General features: G+C 54.2%; 31 protein-coding genes. 30 read left to right on the top strand and 1 reads right to left on the bottom strand.

The genetic code is table 11. From position 1 onward, the window contains the following. Positions 1-88 precede the first annotated feature (88 nt). Both nhaC and SSARUM_RS22115 read left to right on the top strand, forming a co-directional pair. Positions 89-1,528 carry a Na+/H+ antiporter NhaC gene (gene nhaC, locus SSARUM_RS22120; protein WP_033649299.1) on the top strand — a complete coding sequence of 480 codons (1,440 nt, stop codon included), beginning with the start codon at positions 89-91 and terminating at the stop codon, positions 1,526-1,528. Position 1,529: 1 nt separating this feature from the next. Then, positions 1,530-2,702: a MalY/PatB family protein gene (locus SSARUM_RS22115; RefSeq protein ID WP_060431181.1), complete on the top strand. Its 1,173-nt coding sequence runs from the start codon at positions 1,530-1,532 to the stop codon at positions 2,700-2,702. A 15-nt stretch (positions 2,703-2,717) separates the two neighbouring features. On the opposite strand, the gene SSARUM_RS22110 is transcribed toward SSARUM_RS22115, so the two are convergent. Further along, complete coding sequence (locus SSARUM_RS22110; RefSeq protein WP_033649297.1) at positions 2,718-2,945, bottom strand: SlyX family protein; 228 nt, start codon at positions 2,943-2,945, stop codon at positions 2,718-2,720. A gap of 356 nt (positions 2,946-3,301) precedes the next feature. On the opposite strand from SSARUM_RS22110, the gene fkpA reads away from it, so the two are divergent. The 28 genes from fkpA to rplF all read left to right on the top strand — a co-directional run bounded on the left by fkpA (position 3,302) and on the right by rplF (position 19,765). Continuing rightward, on the top strand, positions 3,302-4,141 hold the full coding sequence (gene fkpA, locus SSARUM_RS22105; protein ID WP_016930330.1) for an FKBP-type peptidyl-prolyl cis-trans isomerase: 840 nt from the start codon (positions 3,302-3,304) through the stop codon (positions 4,139-4,141). Between the two features lie 373 nt (positions 4,142-4,514). Next, positions 4,515-5,237, top strand: a complete 723-nt coding sequence (locus SSARUM_RS22100) for a helix-turn-helix transcriptional regulator (RefSeq protein ID WP_004930418.1) — start codon at positions 4,515-4,517, stop codon at positions 5,235-5,237. After that, positions 5,237-5,626 carry a sulfurtransferase complex subunit TusD gene (tusD, locus tag SSARUM_RS22095; protein ID WP_033636259.1) on the top strand — a complete coding sequence of 130 codons (390 nt, stop codon included), beginning with the start codon at positions 5,237-5,239 and terminating at the stop codon, positions 5,624-5,626. The genes SSARUM_RS22100 and tusD overlap by 1 nt, the downstream gene beginning before the upstream one ends. 7 nt (positions 5,627-5,633) lie before the next feature. Further along, entirely contained in the window at positions 5,634-5,993 is a 360-nt protein-coding gene (gene tusC / locus SSARUM_RS22090; RefSeq protein ID WP_033636258.1) for a sulfurtransferase complex subunit TusC, read from the top strand. A gap of 9 nt (positions 5,994-6,002) precedes the next feature. Beyond that, positions 6,003-6,290, top strand: a complete 288-nt coding sequence (gene tusB, locus SSARUM_RS22085) for a sulfurtransferase complex subunit TusB (RefSeq protein WP_033636257.1) — start codon at positions 6,003-6,005, stop codon at positions 6,288-6,290. Between the two features lie 143 nt (positions 6,291-6,433). Continuing rightward, the gene (gene rpsL, locus SSARUM_RS22080) at positions 6,434-6,808 is read left to right on the top strand and encodes a 30S ribosomal protein S12 (protein WP_004930426.1); all 375 of its coding nucleotides are present in this window, start codon (positions 6,434-6,436) and stop codon (positions 6,806-6,808) included. A 96-nt stretch (positions 6,809-6,904) separates the two neighbouring features. After that, entirely contained in the window at positions 6,905-7,375 is a 471-nt protein-coding gene (gene rpsG, locus SSARUM_RS22075; RefSeq protein WP_004956203.1) for a 30S ribosomal protein S7, read from the top strand. A 93-nt stretch (positions 7,376-7,468) separates the two neighbouring features. Then, positions 7,469-9,583: an elongation factor G gene (gene fusA, locus SSARUM_RS22070; RefSeq protein ID WP_033636256.1), complete on the top strand. Its 2,115-nt coding sequence runs from the start codon at positions 7,469-7,471 to the stop codon at positions 9,581-9,583. 70 nt (positions 9,584-9,653) lie between these two features. Beyond that, on the top strand, positions 9,654-10,838 hold the full coding sequence (gene tuf / locus SSARUM_RS22065) for an elongation factor Tu (protein ID WP_015376315.1): 1,185 nt from the start codon (positions 9,654-9,656) through the stop codon (positions 10,836-10,838). A gap of 131 nt (positions 10,839-10,969) precedes the next feature. Next, positions 10,970-11,164 carry a bacterioferritin-associated ferredoxin gene (gene bfd, locus SSARUM_RS22060; protein WP_015379266.1) on the top strand — a complete coding sequence of 65 codons (195 nt, stop codon included), beginning with the start codon at positions 10,970-10,972 and terminating at the stop codon, positions 11,162-11,164. Positions 11,165-11,237: 73 nt separating this feature from the next. Next, positions 11,238-11,717 (top strand): bacterioferritin, encoded by a 480-nt coding sequence (gene bfr / locus SSARUM_RS22055; RefSeq protein ID WP_033636255.1) that lies wholly within the window; start codon positions 11,238-11,240, stop codon positions 11,715-11,717. Positions 11,718-12,096: 379 nt separating this feature from the next. After that, positions 12,097-12,408: a 30S ribosomal protein S10 gene (rpsJ, locus tag SSARUM_RS22050; RefSeq protein WP_001181005.1), complete on the top strand. Its 312-nt coding sequence runs from the start codon at positions 12,097-12,099 to the stop codon at positions 12,406-12,408. A gap of 32 nt (positions 12,409-12,440) precedes the next feature. Beyond that, positions 12,441-13,070, top strand: a complete 630-nt coding sequence (rplC, locus tag SSARUM_RS22045; protein WP_015379265.1) for a 50S ribosomal protein L3 — start codon at positions 12,441-12,443, stop codon at positions 13,068-13,070. 10 nt (positions 13,071-13,080) lie between these two features. Then, positions 13,081-13,686, top strand: coding sequence for a 50S ribosomal protein L4 (gene rplD / locus SSARUM_RS22040; protein WP_004929779.1), 606 nt, complete (start codon positions 13,081-13,083; stop codon positions 13,684-13,686). Then, complete coding sequence (gene rplW, locus SSARUM_RS22035; RefSeq protein WP_004951179.1) at positions 13,683-13,985, top strand: 50S ribosomal protein L23; 303 nt, start codon at positions 13,683-13,685, stop codon at positions 13,983-13,985. Before rplD ends, rplW begins: the two co-directional genes overlap by 4 nt. Positions 13,986-14,003: 18 nt before the next feature. After that, a complete protein-coding gene (rplB, locus tag SSARUM_RS22030; protein ID WP_004929775.1) occupies positions 14,004-14,828 on the top strand; it encodes a 50S ribosomal protein L2 in 825 nt (274 codons plus the stop codon). 14 nt (positions 14,829-14,842) lie between these two features. Continuing rightward, a complete protein-coding gene (rpsS, locus tag SSARUM_RS22025; RefSeq protein ID WP_004929772.1) occupies positions 14,843-15,121 on the top strand; it encodes a 30S ribosomal protein S19 in 279 nt (92 codons plus the stop codon). Between the two features lie 14 nt (positions 15,122-15,135). Beyond that, positions 15,136-15,468, top strand: coding sequence for a 50S ribosomal protein L22 (gene rplV / locus SSARUM_RS22020; RefSeq protein WP_002223844.1), 333 nt, complete (start codon positions 15,136-15,138; stop codon positions 15,466-15,468). A 17-nt stretch (positions 15,469-15,485) separates the two neighbouring features. Then, positions 15,486-16,184: a 30S ribosomal protein S3 gene (gene rpsC / locus SSARUM_RS22015; RefSeq protein ID WP_004929766.1), complete on the top strand. Its 699-nt coding sequence runs from the start codon at positions 15,486-15,488 to the stop codon at positions 16,182-16,184. A 12-nt stretch (positions 16,185-16,196) separates the two neighbouring features. Then, entirely contained in the window at positions 16,197-16,607 is a 411-nt protein-coding gene (gene rplP / locus SSARUM_RS22010) for a 50S ribosomal protein L16 (RefSeq protein ID WP_004929764.1), read from the top strand. Next, the gene (gene rpmC, locus SSARUM_RS22005; RefSeq protein WP_004929762.1) at positions 16,607-16,798 is read left to right on the top strand and encodes a 50S ribosomal protein L29; all 192 of its coding nucleotides are present in this window, start codon (positions 16,607-16,609) and stop codon (positions 16,796-16,798) included. Before rplP ends, rpmC begins: the two co-directional genes overlap by 1 nt. Then, positions 16,799-17,053: a 30S ribosomal protein S17 gene (rpsQ, locus tag SSARUM_RS22000; protein WP_004929760.1), complete on the top strand. Its 255-nt coding sequence runs from the start codon at positions 16,799-16,801 to the stop codon at positions 17,051-17,053. Between the two features lie 172 nt (positions 17,054-17,225). Beyond that, complete coding sequence (gene rplN, locus SSARUM_RS21995; RefSeq protein WP_000613954.1) at positions 17,226-17,597, top strand: 50S ribosomal protein L14; 372 nt, start codon at positions 17,226-17,228, stop codon at positions 17,595-17,597. Between the two features lie 9 nt (positions 17,598-17,606). After that, entirely contained in the window at positions 17,607-17,921 is a 315-nt protein-coding gene (gene rplX, locus SSARUM_RS21990; RefSeq protein ID WP_004929758.1) for a 50S ribosomal protein L24, read from the top strand. Positions 17,922-17,935: 14 nt separating this feature from the next. Next, positions 17,936-18,475, top strand: coding sequence for a 50S ribosomal protein L5 (gene rplE, locus SSARUM_RS21985; protein ID WP_033636253.1), 540 nt, complete (start codon positions 17,936-17,938; stop codon positions 18,473-18,475). A 13-nt stretch (positions 18,476-18,488) separates the two neighbouring features. Beyond that, positions 18,489-18,794, top strand: coding sequence for a 30S ribosomal protein S14 (rpsN, locus tag SSARUM_RS21980; RefSeq protein WP_004929754.1), 306 nt, complete (start codon positions 18,489-18,491; stop codon positions 18,792-18,794). Positions 18,795-18,824: 30 nt separating this feature from the next. Next, positions 18,825-19,217 carry a 30S ribosomal protein S8 gene (gene rpsH / locus SSARUM_RS21975; RefSeq protein ID WP_004929753.1) on the top strand — a complete coding sequence of 131 codons (393 nt, stop codon included), beginning with the start codon at positions 18,825-18,827 and terminating at the stop codon, positions 19,215-19,217. Between the two features lie 14 nt (positions 19,218-19,231). Next, a complete protein-coding gene (rplF, locus tag SSARUM_RS21970; protein ID WP_004929751.1) occupies positions 19,232-19,765 on the top strand; it encodes a 50S ribosomal protein L6 in 534 nt (177 codons plus the stop codon). The last annotated feature ends 2 nt before the right edge of the window (positions 19,766-19,767 follow it).

The following is a 19,767-nucleotide window of genomic DNA, read 5'->3' as shown; positions in this document are numbered from 1 at the left end:
ATTACATGGCCGATTGCCTGCGCTCACATCCTCCGATTATCGAAGCCATTACGCTGTTGCAGTACCCCATCTTCAACAGGAGCCGTATATGGATAATAAGAAAACGCTCAACCTTGGGTTGGCGACGCTGCCGATTGTGGCCATGCTGTTGCTGCTCATCATCGGCTATGGCCAGTTTGGCCTGCGCATTGAACCGCTGCTGCTGGTTTCCGCCGCCATCGCCGCCGCGTTGGCCTGGTGGCAAGGCTACCGCTGGGACGACATCATCGAGGCCATCGTGGCCAAACTGGCGAAGGCGATGCCGGTTATCCTGATCCTGATCTGCGTGGGCGGCCTGATCGGCACCTGGATGATCAGCGGCACAATCCCTTACATGGTGTACTGGGGGCTGAAGCTGATCAGCCCGCAATACATTCTGATCGCCGCATTCTTCATCACCAGCGTGATCTCGGTGTGCACCGGTACTTCCTGGGGAGCGGCCGGCACCGTGGGCGTGGCGCTGATGGGCGTGGCCGCCGGTCTGGACGTGCCGCTGGCCGCCGCGGCCGGGGCGGTGGTGTCCGGCGCTTACTTCGGCGACAAAATTTCGCCGTTGTCCGATTCGACCAACTTCGCGGCCATCGTCGCGGATACCGATCTCTACAGCCATATCCAGCATCTGATGTACACGACGCTGCCGAGCTTCATCCTGGCCGCCGTGGTGTACCTGATCGCCGGCCACACCGGTGCGGTGGGCAGCGTGGCAACGCCGGAAAAAGTGACCGAAATCGTCGGCGCGCTCGAGGGGCTGTACCACTTCAATCTGCTGCTGATCCTGCCGCCGGTGCTGGTGCTGTGGGGCGCGGTGACCAAACGGCCGGTGATCCCCGTCATGCTGGCCGCCTGCGCGCTGGCGATCGCCATCGGCGTCGCGCTGCAGGGCTTTAGCCTGCAGCAGGGGCTGAATGCGTTGATGGACGGTTTCAATCTGTCGATGTTTGCCGCTCAGGGCCACAACGTTGAGGGTATCGTCGCCGATGTGCCGCGCCTGCTGAACCGCGGCGGCATGTTCTCGATGATGAGTACGATCCTGCTGGTGTTCTGCGCCTTTTCCTTCGCCGGCGCTCTGACGCTGACCGGCGCGCTGACGGTGATCATCAGCCGGCTGCTGAACGTGGTGCACACCACCGGCCAGCTGATCGCCGCCACCGTTGCCACCACTATCCTGGTGACCGGCGCGACCAGCGACGGCAAGCTGGCGCTGCTGATCCCGGCGGAGCTGTTCAAAGGGGCCTATCGGCGCATGGGGCTGGACAACAAAAATCTGTCGCGCACCGTCGAAGATGCGGGCACCGTCATCGAACCGCTGATCCCGTGGACGGCCGCCGGCATTTACATGGCCACCACGCTGGGGGTCAGCACCCTCGATCTGCTGCCGTGGGCGATCCAATGTTATGCCGCGGTGGTGTTCGCCCTGATTTATGGGTTCACCGGCTTCGGTATCGCCAAACTCCAACCTCAGAACGACTTGCAGCGTAAGGAAGCCTGACATGACGAGTCATTTCAACGCCATCATCGATCGCCACAACACCGGCTCCGTGAAGTGGGACTTCATCGACCGCTATCTGCAACTGGACGGCAGCGAACTGTTGCCGATGTGGGTGTCCGATTTCGACTTTCCGTGCCCGCCAGAGGTGCAGCAGGCGCTGCATCAGCGGGTGGACCACGGCGTCTTTGGCTACAGCGAACGCGACGACGCCTACTACCAAGCGGCAATCGACTGGTTTGCCAAGCGGCACGGCTTGCCGCTGCGGCGCGAGTGGTTCACGTCGATTGAAGGGGTGGTGCCGGGGCTGGCGATGCTGATCCAACTGCTCAGCAAGCCGGGGGACGGGGTGGTGGTGCAGGGGCCGTATTATGGCTCGTTCGCCAAGATAGTCACCATGAACGGCAGAGAGGTGATTGAAAACCCGCTGCGGGAAACCCCGCAGGGATACCGGATCGATTTCGACCAGCTGGCCGCCTGCCTGGCGCAGCGTAAACCGCCGCTGTTGTTGCTGTGCAACCCGCACAATCCAACCGGCCGTTGCTGGCGCCGCGATGAACTGGAGCGGCTCATGGCGCTCTGCCACGCCCATGACGTCACGGTGATCTCCGATGAAATTTGGGCCGACCTGCTGCTGCCCGGCGAGACGTTTACGTCGGTGTTGCATCTGGGCGAGGAATATCGCGATCGGGTAATTGTGGCGACGTCCGCCAGCAAAACGTTCGGCCTCTCCTCGCTGCGCATTTCGAATTTCCTGATCCCCAACGCCCGGCTTCGGCAGGCGTTTGTCGATCGGCTGAACGCCCACGGGCTGGATGTATTCAACGCGCTGTCGATGACGGCGGCGACCGCGGCCTATCAACGGGGCGCTGCCTGGCTTGATGAGCTGCTCGACTACCTGGCGGAGAACCGGCGTTGGTTTAAGCAGACGCTGGCTGACGCCGCGCCCTGGTGCACGATGACCCAGGCTGAAGGGACCTATCTCGCCTGGCTGGATTGCCGCTCGCTGGGTTTGAACGATGCTGACTTGCAGCAGGCGCTGGTGGCGGTGGCGAAGCTGGCGCCGTCGATGGGCAGCGGTTTCGGCCCGCAGGGGCGCGGTTTTATCCGCATAAACCTGGGGTGCCCGCGCCGGTATCTCGAGCGTGCCGTCGAAGGGTTGGCACGCCTGAAATAACCGCATGGCGAGCCCTCAATAGTGCGGCGGAGGGGTTTCTTCCGATTGCGAGGCGATCATTGAGGTTTGGGTCGAGCGCAGCTTGTCGGTCAACATGCGCAGATGTTCGCGCATCTTCAGCATTTCCATTTGATGCTGGATGACGGTCTGGTTGAGCTCTTCGATGGTGAGCTCTTGGAAGGCCTGACGGCTCTCCAGTTCTTCAAGCCGCTGTAGCAGGCGTTGAGTGTCGGCGTTGTGCATGAGGCTACCTCTGACGCGATAAAATCCTGATTCGGCGCTATGGTAACAGCTGGCGCCGGGTTTGCTCGCGCTATTTCTCCAGACGGCGCGCAACGTTGCGATCGACAGTGTAAAGTGCTGAAAAGTTGCACGCTCGATCTGCCGTTTTTTGCGAGCCTGGCCGAATATTCCGCAAGAAAAATCTGATTTATCATGGGAGTAGCACCCAGAGGGAAACTTCTTGGCAAAGCGGGAGTCACACTTTGACTCGATTGGTTACCTGTGCGACTGTTTTGTTTTGTTTCAGGCAGCTATAGTAGCCCGGTTATCTTACCTAATGATTGTTTGGGGCATTGCTTCAGACACTGGAGAAATGGATGAAATCTTTGTTTAAAGTCACGCTTCTGGCAACCACCATGGCTTTTGCTCTGAATGCGACCCAGGTCATGGCAGCCGATGCCGCCAAGCCGGCAGAAGCCGCTAAACCAGCGGACGCGGCAGCAGCACCGAGCACCGGCAAGTTCAAAAACGACGACGAGCAAGCGGCCTACGCATTGGGCGCCTCTCTCGGCCGTTACATGGACAACTCTCTGAAAGAGCAAGAGAAGCTGGGCATCAAGCTGGACAAAGATCAGCTGATTGCCGGCGTTCAGGACGCGTTCGCCAACAAGAGCAAACTGAACGACGCCGACATCGAGAAGACCCTGCAGGGCTTCGAAGCGCGCGTGAAGGCTTCCGCTCAGGCGAAGATGGAGCAGGACGCCAAGGACAACGAAACCAAAGGCGCCAAGTACCGCGATAGCTTCGCTAAAGAAAAAGGCGTGAAGAAAACCGAATCCGGCCTGCTGTACCAGGTAGAGAAGCCGGGCGCGGGTGAAGCGCCGAAAGACAGCGACACCGTGGTGGTGAACTACAAAGGCACCCTGACCGACGGTACCGAGTTCGATAACTCCTACACCCGCGGCGAGCCGCTGTCGTTCCGTCTGGACGGCGTGATCCCAGGCTGGACCGAAGGCCTGAAGCACATCAAGAAAGGCGGCAAAATCAAGCTGGTGATCCCACCGGCGCTGGCCTACGGCAAAACCGGCGTTCCGGGCATCCCGGCTAACTCCACGCTGGTCTTCGACGTTGAGCTGCTGGACGTGAAAGCGGCGCCGAAAGCCGACGCTAAAGCCGAAAAACCGGCGGACGCGAAAGCAGACGCCAAAGCGAAATAACATCGCCGCTTTGTTTGCCACCGCCGCGGATGCCCTCCGCGGCGGTTTTCATTTCGGCAGCCGCCGCCTCTCTCTCCATTGAACGCTTGACGCCTGCCGGGCATCGGGCTTAACGTCAATACCACGCGCAAACGCAAGGACTTTGCTCCGGCCGCTTTGCTAGACTAATAATTCTGACTTATCAGTCATGCGTCTGCCCCTTAGGGCGTGTACCTAAAATTGTTCCCGGCCGCCTCGCCCGCGGATGTCATCGTGCCGTTTGATGGCGCTCTCAGCCGGCCGCGCTGCGGCGTGCCGGCGACGGCAGCGATCCGGTTCGAGCGGTTTTAGCTGCGCCCCCTGGCACAGGCGATCTATGAGGGTGGTATCTTCGATGTCGAATTCGCTTTTATCCAGCGAAGCCAGCGAACTTGATTTGCTGAATGAACGTCCGTTTACTCAAACGGATCATGAAATCCTGAAATCCTATGAAGCGGTGGTCGACGGGCTGGCGATGTTGATCGGCGGCCACTGCGAGATCGTACTGCACGCGCTGGAAGACCTGAACAGCTCAGCGGTACGCATCGCCAACGGTGAACATACCGGGCGTAAAATCGGCTCGCCGATCACCGATCTGGCGCTGCGCATGCTGCACGACATGGCCGGCGACGACAGCAGCGTGTCGAAAGCCTACTTTACCCGCGCCAAGAGCGGCGTGTTGATGAAGTCGGTGACTATCGCCATTCGCAATCGCGAGCAGCGGGTGATCGGCTTGCTGTGCATCAACATGAACCTCGACGTACCGTTTTCGCAGATCATGCAGACCTTTATGCCGCCGGCCACGCAGGACGTGCCGTCGTCGGTGAATTTTGCGTCTTCCGTCGACGATCTGGTGGCGCAGACGCTGGAGTTCACCATCGAAGAGGTGAACGCCGACCGCTCGGTGTCCAATAACGCCAAGAACCGCCAGGTGGTGCTCAACCTCTATGAGAAAGGCATCTTCGACATCAAGGATGCGATCAACCAGGTGGCGGATCGCCTGAACATCTCCAAACACACCGTGTATCTGTACATCCGCCAGTTCAAGAGTGGCGATCTGTTGGGAAGCGACCGTTGATGCTCGATTATTGCCTGTTGGTCACCGGCCCGGCTTACGGCACGCAGCAGGCCAGCAGCGCCTATCAGTTCGCTCAGGCTTTGTTGGCGAAAGGGCACCGGCTTTCCAGCGTCTTTTTCTACCGTGAGGGCGTGCTGAACGCCAACCAGCTGACCGCGCCCGCCAGCGACGAGTTCGACCTGGTGCGCGGTTGGACGCAACTGGCGCAGCAACACGGCGTAGCGCTCAACGTCTGCGTAGCCGCCGCGTTGCGCCGTGGGGTCACCGACGAGCAGGAGGCGGCGCAACAGGGGCTGGCAAGCGCCAACCTGCAGCCTGGCTTTACCCTGAGCGGGCTGGGTTCCCTGGCCGAAGCGTCGCTGAGTTGCGACCGTCTGGTGCAGTTCTGAGGATATGATGAAACGAGTCGCTTTTGTTTTCACCCACGGGCCACACGGCGGCGCCGGCGGCAGGGAAGGGCTGGATGCGCTGCTCGCCACGTCGGCGCTCAGTGAAGATTTGGGGGTGTTTTTTGTCGGCGACGGCGTATTGCAGCTGTTGCCAGGCCAGCAACCGGAAAAGATTTTGGCGCGCAATTACATCGCCACCTTCGGCGTGCTGCCGCTGTATGACGTGGAGCGGTGCTATCTGTGCCAGGCTTCGCTGCAGGAGCGTGGCCTGAGCCAGGTGACCGATTGGGTGCTGGATGCCGAGGTGCTGGCACCGGACGAACTGCGCCGCGAACTGGCCGGCTACGACGCCGTGATGACGTTTTAGGATCCTCTGATGCTGTATACCCTGAGCCACTCGCCAAACCAATGTGACTTGCCTGCGCTGCTGCGCCTGACGGCGGAGGGTGACGCGCTGCTGCTGCTGCAGGACGGCGTGCTTGCCGGCCTTGCCGGCAGCGCCCATCTTGAATCGCTGCTCGCCGCCCCCATATCCCTTTATGCGCTGCAGGACGACCTGGAAGCCCGGGGATTGGTTGGTCATTTTTCGCACAAAATCACTGTCGTCGGCTATAATCACTTCGTTGAATTAACCGAACAACACCGCAGCCAAATGGCCTGGTAATGAGAGTGATGTTGTATATTTCTTGACACCCATACTGGTCAGCCCTAAAATTCTGCGTCCTCGTACTTTGCCAATAGTGCATACGAGGGGATTTATCACATGTTTACGAAGCTAGTACGAAGCAAAAACCAGGAGCTTTTTTAATGGCAACAATTAACCAGCTGGTTCGCAAACCACGCTCTGTGAAGGCTGCTAAAAGCAACGTTCCAGCGCTGGAAGCCTGCCCGCAGAAACGTGGCGTATGCACCCGCGTATACACCACTACCCCGAAAAAACCAAACTCCGCACTGCGTAAAGTTTGCCGTGTGCGTTTGACCAACGGTTTCGAAGTGACCTCCTACATCGGTGGCGAAGGCCACAACCTGCAGGAACACTCCGTAATCCTGATCCGTGGCGGTCGTGTAAAAGACCTGCCAGGTGTGCGTTACCACACCGTCCGCGGTGCGCTTGACTGCTCCGGTGTTAAAGACCGTAAGCAAGCTCGTTCCAAGTACGGCGTGAAGAAGCCAAAGGCTTAATGGTTCTCCGTTAAGTAAGGCCAAACGTTTTAACTTTAATGTCAAAATAAACTCGTAGAGTTTTGGACAATCCTGAATTAACAACGGAGTATTTCCATGCCACGTCGTCGCGTAATCGGCCAACGTAAAATTCTGCCAGATCCTAAGTTCGGATCTGAGCTGCTGGCCAAATTTGTAAATATCCTGATGGTAGACGGTAAAAAATCTACTGCAGAAGCAATCGTCTATACCGCGCTGGAGACCCTGGCTCAGCGTTCTGGTAAAGATCACCTGGAAGCTTTCGAAGTCGCTCTCGACAACGTTCGCCCGACTGTAGAAGTTAAGTCGCGTCGCGTTGGCGGTTCTACTTATCAGGTACCAGTTGAAGTCCGCCCGGTTCGTCGTAATGCTCTGGCAATGCGTTGGATCGTTGATGCTGCACGTAAACGCGGTGATAAATCCATGGCTCTGCGCCTGGCGAACGAGCTGTCTGACGCAGCAGAGAACAAAGGTTCTGCTGTTAAGAAGCGTGAAGACGTTCACCGTATGGCCGAAGCCAACAAGGCGTTCGCCCACTACCGCTGGTAATCACCCGGCTGTAGTCATGCTAACCAAGCGGGCGCGTCAAATCGGCCCGCTTGGGTTAACTGAACTTGAACGCCCTAGGAATAGAGGAATCAAATGGCTCGTACAACACCCATTGCACGCTACCGCAACATCGGTATCAGTGCTCACATCGACGCCGGTAAAACCACCACTACCGAACGTATTCTGTTCTACACCGGTGTAAACCACAAAATCGGTGAAGTTCATGACGGCGCTGCCACCATGGACTGGATGGAACAGGAGCAGGAGCGTGGTATTACCATCACTTCTGCAGCGACTACTGCCTTCTGGTCTGGTATGGCCAAGCAGTTCGAACCGCATCGCGTAAACATCATCGACACCCCAGGGCACGTTGACTTCACCATCGAAGTAGAACGTTCCATGCGTGTGCTGGATGGCGCGGTAATGGTTTACTGTGCTGTTGGTGGTGTTCAGCCACAGTCTGAAACCGTATGGCGTCAGGCTAACAAATACAAAGTGCCACGTATCGCGTTCGTTAACAAAATGGACCGTATGGGCGCTAACTTCCTGAAAGTTGTAGGCCAGATCAAATCTCGTCTGGGCGCCAACCCTGTTCCTCTGCAGCTGGCTATCGGCGCAGAAGACAAATTCACCGGCGTTATCGACCTGGTGAAAATGAAGGCGATCAACTGGAACGAAGAAGACGCAGGCGTAACCTTCGAATACGAAGACGTCCCGGCTGACATGATGGATCTGGCTGAAGAATGGCGCCAGAACCTGATCGAGTCCGCTGCGGAAGCTTCCGAAGAGCTGATGGAAAAATACTTGGGCGGCGAAGAGCTGACCGAGGAAGAAATCAAAACTGCTCTGCGTCAGCGCGTACTGAACAACGAAATCATCCTGGTTACCTGCGGTTCTGCGTTCAAGAACAAAGGCGTGCAGGCGATGCTGGATGCGGTAATCGAATACCTGCCGGCACCAACTGACGTTCCTGCGATCAACGGTATCCTGGACGACGGTAAAGACACTCCGGCTGAGCGTCACGCAAGTGATGACGAGCCGTTCTCTGCTCTGGCGTTCAAAATCGCTACCGACCCGTTCGTAGGTAACTTGACCTTCTTCCGCGTGTACTCCGGCGTTGTTAACTCCGGCGACACCGTGCTGAACTCCGTTAAGTCTGCGCGCGAGCGTTTCGGCCGTATCGTTCAGATGCACGCTAACAAGCGTGAAGAGATCAAAGAAGTTCGCGCAGGCGACATCGCCGCTGCGATCGGTCTGAAAGACGTGACCACCGGGGACACCCTGTGTGATCCAGACTCTCCAATCATCCTGGAGCGTATGGAATTCCCTGAGCCGGTAATCTCTATCGCCGTTGAACCGAAAACCAAAGCTGACCAGGAAAAAATGGGTCTGGCTCTGGGCCGTCTGGCTAAAGAAGACCCGTCATTCCGCGTATGGACTGACGAAGAGTCTAACCAGACCATCATCGCCGGTATGGGTGAACTGCACCTCGATATCATCGTTGACCGCATGAAGCGTGAATTCAACGTTGAAGCTAACGTGGGCAAACCTCAGGTAGCTTACCGCGAAGCGATTCGCGCGAAGATTACCGATGTTGAAGGTAAGCACGCCAAGCAGTCTGGTGGTCGCGGTCAGTACGGTCACGTTGTGATCGACATGTACCCACTGGAGCCGGGCTCTAACCCGAAAGGTTACGAGTTCATCAACGACATCAAAGGCGGCGTAATTCCTGGCGAATACATCCCTGCCGTTGATAAAGGCATCCAGGAGCAGCTGAAGTCTGGTCCGTTGGCTGGTTACCCGGTAGTAGACATGGGTATTCGTCTGCACTTCGGTTCTTACCACGACGTTGACTCCTCTGAACTGGCGTTTAAACTGGCCGCGTCTATCGCCTTTAAAGAAGGCTTTAAGAAAGCGAAACCAGTTCTGCTTGAGCCTATCATGAAGGTTGAAGTTGAGACTCCAGAAGAGAACACCGGTGACGTTATCGGTGACTTGAGCCGTCGTCGCGGCATGCTGCGCGGTCAGGAATCTGAAGTGACTGGCGTTAAGATCCACGCTGAAGTACCGTTGTCCGAAATGTTCGGCTACGCAACTCAGCTGCGTTCTCTGACTAAAGGTCGCGCATCATACACCATGGAATTCCTGAAGTATGATGATGCACCGAACAACGTCGCTCAGGCCGTAATCGAAGCCCGTGGCAAATAAGCCGCAGGGTTAAAACCAAAGTCCCGTGCTCTCTCCAGAAGGGGAGAGCGCTATAGTAAGGAATATAGCCGTGTCTAAAGAAAAATTTGAACGTACAAAACCGCACGTTAACGTTGGTACTATCGGCCACGTTGACCACGGTAAAACTACCCTGACTGCAGCGATCACCACCGTTCTGGCTAAAACCTACGGCGGTTCTGCACGTGCTTTCGACCAGATCGATAACGCGCCAGAAGAAAAAGCTCGTGGTATCACCATCAACACCTCTCACGTTGAGTATGACACCCCGACTCGTCACTACGCGCACGTTGACTGCCCAGGGCACGCCGACTACGTGAAAAACATGATCACCGGTGCTGCTCAGATGGACGGCGCGATCCTGGTAGTTGCTGCGACTGACGGCCCAATGCCTCAGACCCGTGAGCACATCCTGCTGGGTCGTCAGGTTGGCGTTCCTTTCATCATCGTATTCATGAACAAATGCGACATGGTTGATGATGAAGAGCTGCTGGAACTGGTAGAAATGGAAGTTCGCGAACTGCTGTCCGCTTACGACTTCCCAGGCGACGACCTGCCAGTAATCCGCGGTTCCGCGCTGAAAGCGCTGGAAGGCGAAGCTGAGTGGGAAGCGAAAATCATCGAACTGGCCGAAGCGCTGGACAGCTACATCCCAGAGCCAGAGCGTGCTATCGACAAGCCGTTCCTGCTGCCAATCGAAGACGTATTCTCCATCTCCGGTCGTGGTACCGTTGTTACCGGTCGTGTTGAGCGCGGTATCATCAAAGTTGGCGAAGAAGTTGAAATCGTTGGTATCAAAGACACCGTTAAGTCTACCTGTACTGGCGTTGAAATGTTCCGCAAACTGCTGGACGAAGGCCGTGCTGGTGAGAACGTAGGTGTTCTGCTGCGTGGTATCAAGCGTGAAGAAATCGAACGTGGTCAGGTACTGGCGAAGCCAGGCTCTATCAAGCCACACACCCAGTTCGAATCTGAAGTGTACATCCTGAGCAAAGATGAAGGTGGTCGTCACACTCCATTCTTCAAAGGCTACCGTCCACAGTTCTACTTCCGTACAACTGACGTGACCGGTACCATCGAACTGCCAGAAGGCGTAGAGATGGTAATGCCAGGCGACAACGTGAACATGGTTGTAACCCTGATTCACCCAATCGCGATGGACGACGGTCTGCGTTTCGCAATCCGTGAAGGCGGCCGTACCGTTGGCGCGGGCGTTGTTGCTAAAGTTATCGCTTAATCGCGAATAATTTTTCGACACAAAAAAGGGCACTTCGGTGCCCTTTTTTTATGCAATTTGTTTAAATCTTAATTGAAATAAAAACCATTCCCATTTAGACTCAGTGCATTGGTTAAGAAGTGAGTCTCTCTATGTATGTATGTCTGTGTAATGCGGTGACTGACAAAGCCATCCGTAACGCGGTGCGTCAGCACAATCCCCATACCATGAAGCAGCTGCGTGAACTTGTGCCGATTGGTACTGATTGTGGAAAGTGCATTCGTCAGGCAAGACAGATTATGGTGGAGGAACGCGGAACTATCATCCCAATGCATGAAGTTGCCTAACAAAGGGTAAGGTTATTTTTGACTCTTGGCTTACAGGTTCTACACTTTTAGAACTGGCCAGGAGGAGTTACCTATGAAAGGCGATAAAAAGATCATTGCTCACCTCAACAAGCTGCTCGGTAACGAGCTGGTTGCCATCAATCAATATTTCCTGCACGCCCGCATGTTCAAGAATTGGGGGTTAATGCGCCTCAACGACAAGGAGTACCACGAGTCGATCGACGAAATGAAACATGCCGATCGCTACATCGAGCGTATCCTGTTCCTGGAAGGGATCCCGAACCTGCAAGATCTCGGCAAGCTGAACATCGGCGAAGACATTGAAGAGATGCTGCGTTCCGATTTGGCGCTGGAGCTGGCGGGTGCCAAAAACCTGCGCGAAGGTATCGCCTATGCCGACTCGATCCACGATTACGTCAGCCGCGATTTGATGATCGACATCCTGGCCGATGAAGAAGAGCATATCGACTGGCTGGAAACCGAGCTGGATCTGATCGCTCGCCTCGGTATTCAAAACTATGCCCAGGCCCAGGTTCTAGAGCGCAAAGAGTAAACCTGCCTTCTGTTCGTCATCGTTTCTCCTGCCGGCAACCGTTTTTACGGTGGGGCAGGGGAGCGTCCCTGCCAAGCATAATTCATACCCTGTTTGCCGCCTTCATCTCGCGACTGCATCTGAACGCGCAAAAATGACGATTTCCTGAGCATATTTCCAACTGTGGCTTGCTTCCTCGGCCATTTTGCGTATAATGCGCGGGCTTACCTAATCTTGGTAAGCCTGATTTTAGCGAATCAGTCGATTGGCAGGCCTTTTTTGCCTCTCGAACAATACTCCCGATATGGGGGTTATATGTTGACGATTACACTCCCCCATCAATCGAAATGGGTGTGAGGAGTAATTATTTACGTTTATAAATAATTGGAGCTCTGGTCTCATGCAGAACCAAAGAATCCGTATCCGCCTGAAAGCGTTTGATCATCGTCTGATCGATCAATCAACCGCGGAAATCGTCGAGACTGCAAAGCGCACTGGTGCGCAAGTCCGTGGTCCGATCCCGCTGCCAACTCGCAAAGAGCGCTTTACCGTTCTGATTTCTCCGCACGTCAACAAAGACGCGCGCGATCAGTACGAGATTCGCACTCACAAGCGTCTGGTTGACATCGTTGAGCCAACCGAGAAAACCGTTGATGCTCTGATGCGTCTGGATCTGGCTGCCGGTGTAGACGTGCAGATCAGCCTGGGTTAATCAGGTCATTGAGCGATTGAGAGGTTGAAACAATGATTGGTTTAGTCGGTAAAAAAGTGGGTATGACCCGTATCTTCACTGAAGATGGCGTTTCTATCCCAGTAACCGTAATTGAAATTGAAGCGAACCGTGTGACTCAGGTTAAAAGCCTGGACACCGACGGTTACCGTGCCGTTCAGGTTACCACCGGTAGCAAAAAAGCTAACCGTGTAACCAAGCCGGAAGCGGGCCATTTCGCTAAAGCTGGCGTTGAAGCTGGCCGTGGTCTGTGGGAATTCCGCCTGGAAGAAGGTCAAGAATTCGCTGCAGGTCAGGAAATTAGCGTAGAAATCTTCGCTGACGTTAAAAAAGTCGATGTTACCGGTACTTCTAAAGGTAAAGGTTTTGCTGGCACTGTTAAGCGCTGGAACTTCCGTACCCAAGACGCTACCCACGGTAACTCCTTGTCTCACCGCGTTCCGGGTTCTATCGGTCAGAACCAGACTCCGGGCAAAGTGTTCAAAGGCAAGAAAATGGCTGGCCACCTGGGTGATGAGCGCGTAACCGTTCAGAGCCTGGACGTAGTACGTGTTGACGCTGAGCGCAACCTGCTGCTGGTTAAGGGTGCTGTACCGGGCGCAACCGGTGGCAACCTGATCGTTAAACCAGCTGTGAAGGCGTAAGGGGATAGCAATGGAATTAGTATTGAAAGACGCGCAAAGCGCGCTGACTGTTTCCGAAACTACCTTCGGTCGTGATTTCAACGAAGCGCTGGTACACCAGGTTGTTGTTGCTTATGCAGCAGGTGCCCGTCAAGGTACCCGTGCTCAGAAGACCCGTGCTGAAGTAACTGGTTCCGGCAAAAAGCCATGGCGTCAGAAAGGCACCGGCCGTGCGCGTTCAGGTTCTGTAAAGAGCCCGATCTGGCGTTCAGGCGGCGTGACCTTTGCTGCTAAGCCACAGGACCACAGTCAGAAAGTAAACAAAAAGATGTACCGCGGCGCGCTGAAAAGCATCCTGTCCGAACTGGTACGTCAAGATCGTCTGATCGTTGTCGAGAAGTTCTCTGTAGAAGCGCCTAAAACTAAGCTGCTGGCACAGAAACTGAAAGATATGGCTCTGGAAGACGTGCTGATCGTGACCGGTGAACTGGATGAGAATCTGTTCCTGGCAGCTCGCAACCTGTACAAGGTTGACGTGCGCGATGTAGCAGGTATCGATCCGGTTAGCCTGATCGCCTTCGACAAAGTGGTTATGACTGCTGATGCTGTGAAGCAAGTTGAGGAGATGCTGGCATGATCCGTGAAGAACGTTTGCTGAAAGTGCTGCGTGCACCGCACGTATCTGAAAAAGCATCCGCTGCGATGGAAAAAAGCAACACCATCGTTCTCAAAGTTGCCAAAGACGCGACCAAAGCAGAAATTAAAGCTGCAGTGCAGAAACTGTTTGAAGTCGAAGTCGAAGACGTGAACACCCTGGTAGTTAAAGGGAAAGTGAAGCGTCACGGTCAGCGTGTTGGTCGTCGTAGCGACTGGAAAAAAGCTTACGTCACCCTGAAAGAAGGCCAGAATCTGGACTTCATCGGCGGCGCAGAGTAAGTCGGAGGAGTAAGAACAATGGCAATTGTTAAATGTAAACCTACATCTCCGGGTCGTCGCCACGTTGTTAAAGTGGTTAACCCTGAGCTGCACAAGGGTAAACCTTATGCCCCGCTGCTGGAAAAACTGAGCAAAAGCGGTGGTCGTAACAACAATGGCCGTATCACCACCCGTCATATCGGTGGTGGCCACAAGCAACATTATCGTCTGGTTGACTTCAAGCGCAACAAAGACGGTATCCCTGCTGTGGTTGAGCGTCTGGAGTACGATCCGAACCGTTCCGCGAACATCGCGCTGGTTCTGTACAAAGACGGCGAACGCCGTTACATCCTGGCGCCGAAAGGCCTGAAAGCTGGTGACCAGATTCAATCTGGCGTTGATGCTGCAATCAAAGCGGGTAACACCCTGCCGATGCGCAACATTCCAGTTGGTTCAACGGTTCACAACGTAGAAATGAAACCAGGTAAAGGCGGTCAGATGGCTCGCTCCGCTGGTGCCTACGTTCAGATCGTTGCTCGTGATGGTTCCTACGTAACTCTGCGTCTGCGCTCCGGCGAAATGCGTAAAGTTCCAGCTGATTGCCGCGCCACCCTGGGTGAAGTCGGTAACGCTGAACACATGCTTCGCGTTCTGGGTAAAGCAGGTGCTGCACGTTGGCGTGGTGTTCGTCCTACCGTTCGCGGTACGGCGATGAACCCGGTAGATCACCCGCACGGTGGTGGTGAAGGTCGTAACTTTGGTAAGCACCCGGTAACTCCGTGGGGCGTTCAGACCAAAGGTAAGAAGACCCGTAGCAACAAGCGTACTGATAAGTTCATCGTACGTCGCCGTAGCAAAAAATAATTAGAGGATAAGCCATGCCACGTTCTCTCAAGAAAGGTCCTTTTATTGACCTGCACTTGCTGAAGAAGGTAGAGAAAGCGGTGGAAAGCGGTGACAAGAAGCCTTTGCGCACTTGGTCCCGTCGTTCAACGATCTTTCCTAACATGATCGGTTTGACCATCGCTGTCCATAATGGTCGTCAGCACGTACCAGTGTTCGTTTCCGATGAAATGGTCGGTCACAAACTGGGTGAATTCGCGCCGACTCGTACTTATCGCGGCCATGCGGCTGATAAAAAAGCTAAAAAGCGCTAAGGTAGGAGGAAGAGATGGAAACTATCGCTAAACATCGCCACGCTCGTTCTTCTGCTCAGAAGGTTCGCCTTGTTGCTGACCTGATTCGCGGTAAGAAAGTGTCGCAAGCTCTGGAAACTCTGACCTACACCAACAAGAAAGCTGCTGGTCTGGTTAAGAAAGTGCTGGAGTCTGCCATTGCTAACGCAGAACACAACGATGGCGCTGACATCGATGATCTGAAAGTTACGAAAATCTTCGTAGACGAAGGCCCAAGCATGAAGCGCATTATGCCGCGTGCAAAAGGTCGTGCAGATCGCATCCTGAAGCGCACCAGCCACATTACTGTGGTTGTGTCCGATCGCTGAGACTCTGGAGACTAGCAATGGGTCAGAAAGTACATCCTAATGGTATTCGCCTGGGTATTGTCAAACCTTGGAACTCTACTTGGTATGCGAATACCAAAGAATTCGCTGACAACCTGGACAGCGACTTTAAAGTTCGTCAATTCCTGACTAAGGAACTGTCGAAAGCTTCCGTTTCTCGCATCGTTATCGAGCGTCCTGCGAAGAGCATCCGTGTGACCATTCACACTGCTCGCCCAGGCATCGTTATCGGCAAGAAAGGTGAAGACGTCGAAAAACTGCGCAAGGTCGTAGCGGACATCGCTGGCGTTCCTGCACAGATCAACATCGCCGAAGTCCGTAAACCGGAACTCGACGCTAAATTGGTTGCTGACAGCATCACTTCTCAGCTGGAACGTCGCGTGATGTTCCGTCGTGCTATGAAGCGTGCAGTACAGAACGCAATGCGTCTTGGCGCTAAAGGTATCAAAGTTGAAGTAAGCGGCCGTCTTGGCGGCGCTGAAATCGCACGTACCGAATGGTACCGCGAAGGTCGTGTTCCATTGCACACTCTGCGTGCGGACATCGACTACAACACATCTGAAGCGCACACCACTTATGGTGTAATCGGCGTTAAGGTATGGATCTTCAAAGGTGAGATCCTGGGTGGTATGGCTGCAGTTGAACAACCGGAACCGGCTGCTCAACCTAAAAAGCAGCAGCGTAAAGGCCGCAAGTAAGGAGAGTCGCTGATGTTACAACCAAAGCGTACAAAATTCCGTAAGGTGCACAAGGGCCGCAACCGTGGTCTGGCGCAAGGTACGGATGTTAGCTTCGGCACTTTCGGTCTGAAAGCTGTTGGCCGTGGCCGTCTGACTGCTCGTCAAATCGAAGCAGCTCGTCGTGCAATGACTCGTGCAGTTAAGCGTCAAGGCAAGATCTGGATCCGTGTATTCCCGGACAAACCGATCACCGAGAAGCCGCTGGAAGTGCGTATGGGTAAAGGTAAGGGTAACGTGGAGTATTGGGTTGCCCTGATCCAGCCTGGTAAGGTCCTGTACGAAATGGACGGCGTGCCAGAAGAGGTTGCCCGCGAGGCATTCAAACTGGCAGCAGCGAAACTGCCGATCAAAACCACCTTTGTAACTAAGACGGTGATGTAATGAAAGCACAAGAGCTGCGTGAAAAAAGCGTTGAAGAGCTGAATGCCGAGCTGCTCAACCTGCTGCGTGAGCAATTCAACTTGCGCATGCAGGCGGCCAGTGGCCAGCTGCAACAAACTCACCTGTTGAAACAAGTGCGTCGTGACGTCGCACGCGTTAAGACTTTACTGACTCAAAAGGCGGGTGTGTAAATGACTGAAGTTATCCGTACCCTGCAGGGTCGTGTTGTTAGCGATAAAATGGAGAAATCCATCGTTGTTGCTATCGAACGTACTGTGAAGCACCCGATCTACGGGAAATTCATCAAACGTACGACCAAGCTGCACGTACATGACGAGAACAACGAATGTGGTACCGGCGACGTGGTGGAAATCCGCGAATGCCGCCCACTGTCCAAGACCAAGTCCTGGACGCTGGTTCGCGTTGTAGAGAAAGCGATTCTGTAATAGAGTAGCTGGCTCTCACTTAATAAACGGCTCAGAAAATGAGCCGTTTATTTTTTCTACCCATACCAAGTAAGCGGTGTTATAATGCTGCGCCCTCGGTTATGGGGCTTTTCAACGGCCTAATTTTTACTTGGGTCTTTAAAGTAGTAGTTGACATTAGCGGAGCACTAAAATGATCCAAGAACAGACTATGCTGAACGTCGCCGACAACTCCGGTGCACGTCGCGTAATGTGTATCAAGGTTCTAGGTGGCTCGCACCGTCGCTACGCAGGCGTCGGCGACATCATCAAAATTACCATCAAGGAAGCAATTCCTCGCGGTAAGGTGAAGAAAGGCGATGTTCTGAAGGCGGTAGTGGTGCGCACCAAGAAGGGTGTACGTCGCCCGGACGGTTCTGTCATTCGCTTCGATGGCAATGCATGCGTTATTTTGAACAATAACAGCGAGCAGCCAATCGGTACGCGTATTTTTGGGCCGGTAACTCGTGAACTGCGTAATGAGAAGTTCATGAAAATTATCTCTCTGGCACCAGAAGTACTCTAAGGAGCGAACATGGCAGCGAAGATCCGTCGTGATGACGAAGTTATCGTGATTACCGGGAAAGACAAAGGTAAGCGCGGTAAAGTAAAAAATGTCCTGTCTGCTGGCAAGGTCATTGTTGAAGGCATCAACCTGGTTAAGAAACACCAGAAGCCGGTTCCGGCTCTGAACCAACCAGGCGGCATTGTTGAAAAAGAAGCTGCAATTCAGGTTTCTAACATTGCTATCTTCAACGCGGCTACCGGCAAGGCTGACCGTGTAGGCTTTAGATTCGAAGACGGCAAAAAAGTCCGTTTCTTCAAATCTAACAGCGAAACTATCAAGTAATTTGGAGTAATACGATGGCGAAACTGCATGATTACTACAAAGACGAGGTAGTCAAACAACTGATGTCTCAGTTTGATTACAACTCTGTCATGCAAGTCCCTCGGGTCGAGAAGATCACCCTGAACATGGGTGTTGGTGAAGCGATTGCTGACAAGAAACTGCTGGATAACGCCGCAGCGGACCTGACAGCTATCTCCGGTCAAAAACCGTTGATCACCAAAGCCCGCAAATCTGTTGCAGGCTTCAAAATCCGTCAGGGCTATCCGATCGGCTGTAAAGTAACTCTGCGTGGCGAACGCATGTGGGAGTTCCTTGAGCGCCTGATCTCCATTGCTGTTCCACGTATCCGTGACTTCCGTGGCCTGTCCGCCAAGTCATTCGATGGCCGTGGCAACTACAGCATGGGCGTGCGTGAGCAAATCATCTTCCCAGAAATCGACTACGACAAAGTCGATCGCGTTCGTGGTTTGGATATTACCATTACCACTACTGCGAAATCTGATGATGAAGGCCGCGCGCTGCTGGCTGCTTTTAACTTCCCGTTCCGCAAGTAAGGCAGGGTTACTGATGGCTAAGCAATCAATGAAAGCACGCGAAGTCAAGCGCGTGAAATTAGCTGACAAGTTCTTTGCAAAACGCGCTGAACTGAAAGCTATTATCTCTGATGTGAACGCATCCGATGAAGATCGTTGGAATGCCGTTCTCAAGCTGCAAACTCTGCCGCGTGATTCCAGCCCGTCTCGTCAGCGTAAACGCTGCCGCCAAACTGGCCGTCCACATGGTTATGTGGGCAAATTCGGGTTGAGCCGTATTAAGCTTCGTGAAGCCGCTATGCGCGGTGAAGTACCAGGCTTGAAAAAGGCTAGCTGGTAATTACCAATTGAATCACGGGAGTAAAGACAGATGAGCATGCAAGATCCGATCGCGGATATGCTGACCCGTATCCGTAACGGTCAAGCCGCGAACAAAGTTGCGGTCACCATGCCTTCCTCCAAGCTGAAAGTGGCAATTGCCAACGTGCTGAAGGAAGAAGGTTTTATTGAAGATTTCAAAATCGAAGGCGACGCCAAGCCTGTTCTGGAACTGGTACTGAAGTACTTCCAGGGCAAAGCTGTGGTAGAAAGCATTCAACGTATCAGCCGTCCAGGTCTGCGCATCTACAAGAAAAAAGATGAGCTGCCAAAAGTTATGGCCGGTTTGGGTATCGCTGTTGTTTCTACCTCTAAAGGTGTTATGACCGATCGTGCAGCTCGCCAGGCTGGTCTTGGTGGCGAGATTATCTGCTACGTAGCTTAATTCGGGAGGAAAGAATGTCTCGTGTTGCAAAAGCACCCGTCGTCATTCCTGCCGGCGTAGAGGTAAAACTCAACGGTCAGGTTATTTCGATTAAGGGTAAAAACGGCGAGTTGACTCGTACTATCCACGACGCCGTTGAAGTGAAGCAAGAAGCTAACGCACTGACTTTCGCTCCGCGCGAAGGTTTTGCTAACGCATGGGCTCAAGCGGGTACCACGCGCGCTCTGCTGAACGCAATGGTTGTTGGTGTTACCGAAGGCTTCACCAAAAAGCTTCAACTGGTAGGTGTTGGTTATCGTGCTGCCGTTAAAGGCAACGTGGTGAATTTGGCCCTGGGCTTCTCTCACCCTATCGATCACCAGCTGCCGGCAGGTATCACTGCTGAATGCCCAAGCCAAACTGAAATCGTGCTGAAAGGCGCTGATAAGCAGGTAATTGGCCAGGTAGCAGCAGATCTGCGTGCTTACCGTCGTCCTGAGCCTTACAAAGGCAAAGGTGTTCGTTACGCCGACGAAGTCGTGCGTACCAAAGAGGCTAAGAAGAAGTAAGG

The organism is Serratia sarumanii, from assembly GCF_029962605.1.
GTDB classification, from domain to species: domain Bacteria; phylum Pseudomonadota; class Gammaproteobacteria; order Enterobacterales; family Enterobacteriaceae; genus Serratia; species Serratia sarumanii.
Note: the sequence above shows the minus strand (reverse complement) of the source record. Positions and strands in the feature narration are given on the sequence as shown.

What these genes read in the sequence shown, in the direction of transcription:
- nhaC (WP_033649299.1), top strand. Translation starts at nt 89, where the DNA reads ATGGATAATAAGAAAACGCTCAACCTTGGGTTGGCGACGCTGCCGATT.
- SSARUM_RS22115 (WP_060431181.1), top strand. Translation starts at nt 1,530, where the DNA reads ATGACGAGTCATTTCAACGCCATCATCGATCGCCACAACACCGGCTCC.
- SSARUM_RS22110 (WP_033649297.1), bottom strand. Translation starts at nt 2,945, where the DNA reads ATGCACAACGCCGACACTCAACGCCTGCTACAGCGGCTTGAAGAACTG.
- fkpA (WP_016930330.1), top strand. Translation starts at nt 3,302, where the DNA reads ATGAAATCTTTGTTTAAAGTCACGCTTCTGGCAACCACCATGGCTTTT.
- SSARUM_RS22100 (WP_004930418.1), top strand. Translation starts at nt 4,515, where the DNA reads ATGTCGAATTCGCTTTTATCCAGCGAAGCCAGCGAACTTGATTTGCTG.
- tusD (WP_033636259.1), top strand. Translation starts at nt 5,237, where the DNA reads ATGCTCGATTATTGCCTGTTGGTCACCGGCCCGGCTTACGGCACGCAG.
- tusC (WP_033636258.1), top strand. Translation starts at nt 5,634, where the DNA reads ATGAAACGAGTCGCTTTTGTTTTCACCCACGGGCCACACGGCGGCGCC.
- tusB (WP_033636257.1), top strand. Translation starts at nt 6,003, where the DNA reads ATGCTGTATACCCTGAGCCACTCGCCAAACCAATGTGACTTGCCTGCG.
- rpsL (WP_004930426.1), top strand. Translation starts at nt 6,434, where the DNA reads ATGGCAACAATTAACCAGCTGGTTCGCAAACCACGCTCTGTGAAGGCT.
- rpsG (WP_004956203.1), top strand. Translation starts at nt 6,905, where the DNA reads ATGCCACGTCGTCGCGTAATCGGCCAACGTAAAATTCTGCCAGATCCT.
- fusA (WP_033636256.1), top strand. Translation starts at nt 7,469, where the DNA reads ATGGCTCGTACAACACCCATTGCACGCTACCGCAACATCGGTATCAGT.
- bfd (WP_015379266.1), top strand. Translation starts at nt 10,970, where the DNA reads ATGTATGTATGTCTGTGTAATGCGGTGACTGACAAAGCCATCCGTAAC.
- bfr (WP_033636255.1), top strand. Translation starts at nt 11,238, where the DNA reads ATGAAAGGCGATAAAAAGATCATTGCTCACCTCAACAAGCTGCTCGGT.
- rpsJ (WP_001181005.1), top strand. Translation starts at nt 12,097, where the DNA reads ATGCAGAACCAAAGAATCCGTATCCGCCTGAAAGCGTTTGATCATCGT.
- rplC (WP_015379265.1), top strand. Translation starts at nt 12,441, where the DNA reads ATGATTGGTTTAGTCGGTAAAAAAGTGGGTATGACCCGTATCTTCACT.
- rplD (WP_004929779.1), top strand. Translation starts at nt 13,081, where the DNA reads ATGGAATTAGTATTGAAAGACGCGCAAAGCGCGCTGACTGTTTCCGAA.
- rplW (WP_004951179.1), top strand. Translation starts at nt 13,683, where the DNA reads ATGATCCGTGAAGAACGTTTGCTGAAAGTGCTGCGTGCACCGCACGTA.
- rplB (WP_004929775.1), top strand. Translation starts at nt 14,004, where the DNA reads ATGGCAATTGTTAAATGTAAACCTACATCTCCGGGTCGTCGCCACGTT.
- rpsS (WP_004929772.1), top strand. Translation starts at nt 14,843, where the DNA reads ATGCCACGTTCTCTCAAGAAAGGTCCTTTTATTGACCTGCACTTGCTG.
- rplV (WP_002223844.1), top strand. Translation starts at nt 15,136, where the DNA reads ATGGAAACTATCGCTAAACATCGCCACGCTCGTTCTTCTGCTCAGAAG.
- rpsC (WP_004929766.1), top strand. Translation starts at nt 15,486, where the DNA reads ATGGGTCAGAAAGTACATCCTAATGGTATTCGCCTGGGTATTGTCAAA.
- rplP (WP_004929764.1), top strand. Translation starts at nt 16,197, where the DNA reads ATGTTACAACCAAAGCGTACAAAATTCCGTAAGGTGCACAAGGGCCGC.
- rpmC (WP_004929762.1), top strand. Translation starts at nt 16,607, where the DNA reads ATGAAAGCACAAGAGCTGCGTGAAAAAAGCGTTGAAGAGCTGAATGCC.
- rpsQ (WP_004929760.1), top strand. Translation starts at nt 16,799, where the DNA reads ATGACTGAAGTTATCCGTACCCTGCAGGGTCGTGTTGTTAGCGATAAA.
- rplN (WP_000613954.1), top strand. Translation starts at nt 17,226, where the DNA reads ATGATCCAAGAACAGACTATGCTGAACGTCGCCGACAACTCCGGTGCA.
- rplX (WP_004929758.1), top strand. Translation starts at nt 17,607, where the DNA reads ATGGCAGCGAAGATCCGTCGTGATGACGAAGTTATCGTGATTACCGGG.
- rplE (WP_033636253.1), top strand. Translation starts at nt 17,936, where the DNA reads ATGGCGAAACTGCATGATTACTACAAAGACGAGGTAGTCAAACAACTG.
- rpsN (WP_004929754.1), top strand. Translation starts at nt 18,489, where the DNA reads ATGGCTAAGCAATCAATGAAAGCACGCGAAGTCAAGCGCGTGAAATTA.
- rpsH (WP_004929753.1), top strand. Translation starts at nt 18,825, where the DNA reads ATGAGCATGCAAGATCCGATCGCGGATATGCTGACCCGTATCCGTAAC.
- rplF (WP_004929751.1), top strand. Translation starts at nt 19,232, where the DNA reads ATGTCTCGTGTTGCAAAAGCACCCGTCGTCATTCCTGCCGGCGTAGAG.